The following is a 3,033-nucleotide window of genomic DNA, read 5'->3' as shown; positions in this document are numbered from 1 at the left end:
AACAACTATAATGACGGAGGCGGTTTACTCAGCCAGCAGGATTTCCAGAGGTGGCCGTGGCGATTCGACGAGTTCCTTGAAATGGTACGGCGAGCAGCGGAGACGGCGCTCGCGATGCGTCGTGCCGTTCTCGTGGACAAGTCACCGGCCGACCGTTTCGAACGCTAATCCACTGACCGAGACCGCCCGCTCGGCGAGTGGTGACAGGTTCGATGCCCTCGGTGTCGAGCCGCCTTCCCCAGCAGTTACTCGGTACTGATTTCTCCACTGAATTCACGTCTCAAAAGCAGTCAACCGAGAAGCTTTGTGAGATACTGAAACTGTATTACTTCGAGATCAACGAGTTGCTCAAGTATTCCGCCGACAGCAGCGCGTTTGTTGGTCATAAACGACTGCTGTCGGCGGAATGTCCTAACCTCGGTGACTTGGTTCCGCTACGCTACACGAGAGCGACTCGATTTAGCAATATCTAAACGAAAATAGTATTGGACATTATTGAGGTAACTGATTAGAACCAGGAGACATTGACTGAGGTATGGCTACCGAACAGGATCCGGTTCAGGAAAAGACAGACGGATCCATGGATCTCTATGACATCGCGACCTGGGAGACGCGCTCGCACCTTGATGGTCTGTCAGTTTTCATCTACAACGCCGTCCACATGACCGCACGGGTGATCGTTATCCTGCTGGCGCTCGTAATTCTGTTGGCCCAGCTAGCCCTTGGCGGATTGGGCGCGACACTCGCCGACACACCGATCGTGATCTTTATCCTGTTCTCGATCGCTCCCGCGCTTTTGTTGGCAGCTTACGTGAGGTATGCCGATGTCACGACCGCCGAACCCCTCTCTTTATTGGTAGGAACCTTTGCACTCGGGGTGCTGTTCGCGGGCTTTGCGGGCGTGCTCAATTCCTTGTTCCAGCCTATCTTCGGAGCAATTCCTGTAATCGGAACAGTGTTCTTCTTTTATCTCGTCGTCGGTCCAGTCGAGGAGACAGTCAAACTGCTTGCCGTGCGGCTGTATCCCTATCGCAATACTCGCTTCGATGCCGTGATTGACGGAGCGGTCTATGGCGCGGTCGCGGGACTCGGCTTTGCGACGATCGAGAATGCGATCTACATCGCCGGCCAGGTAAATGACCCGACCATCGCGAACGTCTTCGTCGCTGGTGGCGGCATCACACCACTGCGCGCGCTCGCTGGCCCCGGGCACGTGATCTATTCGGCGATCGCCGGGTACTATCTTGGACTCGCAAAATTCAATCCCGATCGGGCGGGTCCAATCGTTGTCAAAGGACTACTGATCGCCGTGCTTGTCCACGCTACCTACAACACGCTCTCGGCGATCGTGCCCGGGTTGATAACCTTGTTCATCCCAGGAATCCCGTCGATCCTTGCCTTCCTTGGGTTCGTCCTGGTGTACGACACGATCTTTGGCCTTTATCTCTACCGAAAACTCGCGCGCTACCGTGCGGCCTATCGTAGTGTGAACGCCGGCTAGGATTGTGAGGAGTTATTTTTGTCGATTTAGCCACCTATTTTGAACTCCATTTATATCGTGAGAGCTCTAGAATCAGCCCCATACCGGTTATTATAAGTACTAGAAGGTTCGTTGCTTGATAGATATTCATCCACCGTGGAATGGCAAATTGTGAGTAGGATCTGATGGTCAGTATCGTTCCTGTGACAGTGTTGTTGGAGGTTTTCGTTTGGAAATTCCGGGCAGATGAAATTCTGTTCGGGTCCTCTCCGACACCTATTCGATCAGCATTATAGGCGAAGTCAGCACCTGTATATTCCCAGACGACCTCCCCCTGTTGATTGATTTCGATGACACGGTCATTTTGTGTATCCGTAATGAGGGTGTTGCCGCTGGGGAGACGATCGGCATCGCGTGGCCATGACAGCAGACCACCACCACCGTAGCGCCAGATAATACTGCCGTTTTGGGCGTCCATCTCTACGATCCGGTTGTTCTGGCTGTCTGCGATCACCGTCGTTCCGGCTGACTCGATTCTGTCTGGATTATGCTGCTCATAAAGGCTGGTGTGATTACCGGGTTCACCGACGACGTTCGTGATGTTGTGCGTCTGCGGATCGACATCGATAATGGAGTCGAAGTTCCGAATTGAGAGTTGGTAGTCGCCATCGTCCAGTCTATCGATGTCATTGATGTGTGTCCAGTCCTTCTCACCGCCGGGATTTGGCGGTCCACCGTATTGTTTCCTAAACCTTGAGTTGTTGCTGAGGTGCTTGTCAGCTTTCCACTCCCACGTGATGTTCCCATCTCGATTGACGACGAACGCCCGGTCGTTCCCCATATCGACGATAGCGGTGTTTCCGTTTTTCAGCCGGTCTGCGTCGTGTACCTCGTGATTCTCAATGTACTCATCGTACCACGTGTAGTTCCAGACGATGTTTTTTGAGCGATAATCGATCTCTACGACACGGTTCTGTACGCATGATTGTTCGCTAATCTGCAGCTCTCTATTCGGACAGTTCGCAGCCACCCGTTTGGTTGCCACGGCGGCAAGTATGTTTCCGTTGTCGAGCACTTCTGCATCGAAAACGCGCGAATTCGGTGGCGTATATTCCCACACCGTCTCCCCTTCGGGAGTGACCTCAAGGATGCTGCCATAGTTCCCATAACTCTGGATGCTGATGAGGGTGTTTCCTGGAGTTGGTTTCTCGGATTGATTAACTGATGCGTTCGCTGACGTTCCAAATGAGGCAATAGCTACTTGTGCGACAAATAGAGCAGCCAATACGCAAGTAAGAATAGTAAGAAATACTACTCGCTTACGCGAATTCATACAGATTTCTGAATACGAGTCTATTAAGCGGTTTCGACCCTCTCTGATAATGGCAAAATGGGTTCACTATTTCTTTGTAACTGCATAGTACGGCTCAATTGAATCCGCGAATATCGGAGTTATTCAGGCTTCTATCGCTTGTTCGATGTTGTGAACGCCAGCAATGAGCGCAATCTCGCGGAACTGCCGGAACCAGTCACGCGCTCGCACGGCGGAGCCG

The 3,033-nt window shown here is 52.4% G+C and carries 2 protein-coding genes and 1 pseudogene; 1 reads left to right on the top strand and 2 read right to left on the bottom strand.

All coding sequences use genetic code 11. The annotated features are described in order from the left end of the window. Positions 1–535 precede the first annotated feature (535 nt). Positions 536–1,501 (top strand): PrsW family intramembrane metalloprotease, encoded by a 966-nt coding sequence (locus ACQUQO_RS18035; RefSeq protein WP_435080010.1) that lies wholly within the window; start codon positions 536–538, stop codon positions 1,499–1,501. A gap of 34 nt (positions 1,502–1,535) precedes the next feature. Here ACQUQO_RS18035 and ACQUQO_RS18030 read toward each other — a convergent pair whose 3' ends face one another. Both ACQUQO_RS18030 and ACQUQO_RS18025 read right to left on the bottom strand, forming a co-directional pair. Further along, positions 1,536–2,813: an aryl-sulfate sulfotransferase gene (locus ACQUQO_RS18030; protein WP_435080008.1), complete on the bottom strand. Its 1,278-nt coding sequence runs from the start codon at positions 2,811–2,813 to the stop codon at positions 1,536–1,538. Between the two features lie 123 nt (positions 2,814–2,936). Continuing rightward, positions 2,937–3,033 (bottom strand): annotated as a pseudogene (locus tag ACQUQO_RS18025) (IS5/IS1182 family transposase); the annotation flags it as partial.

The sequence above is a fragment of the Halococcus sp. AFM35 genome (genome assembly GCF_051195015.1).
GTDB lineage: Archaea > Halobacteriota > Halobacteria > Halobacteriales > Halococcaceae > Halococcus.
The sequence above is the reverse complement of the archived record's forward strand: the minus strand, read 5'-3'. Positions and strand labels throughout refer to the sequence as shown.

Bases quoted from the DNA above. Each gene is read 5' to 3' on its own strand.
- ACQUQO_RS18035 (WP_435080010.1), top strand. From the start codon at position 536: ATGGCTACCGAACAGGATCCGGTTCAGGAAAAGACAGACGGATCCATG.
- ACQUQO_RS18030 (WP_435080008.1), bottom strand. From the start codon at position 2,813: ATGAATTCGCGTAAGCGAGTAGTATTTCTTACTATTCTTACTTGCGTA.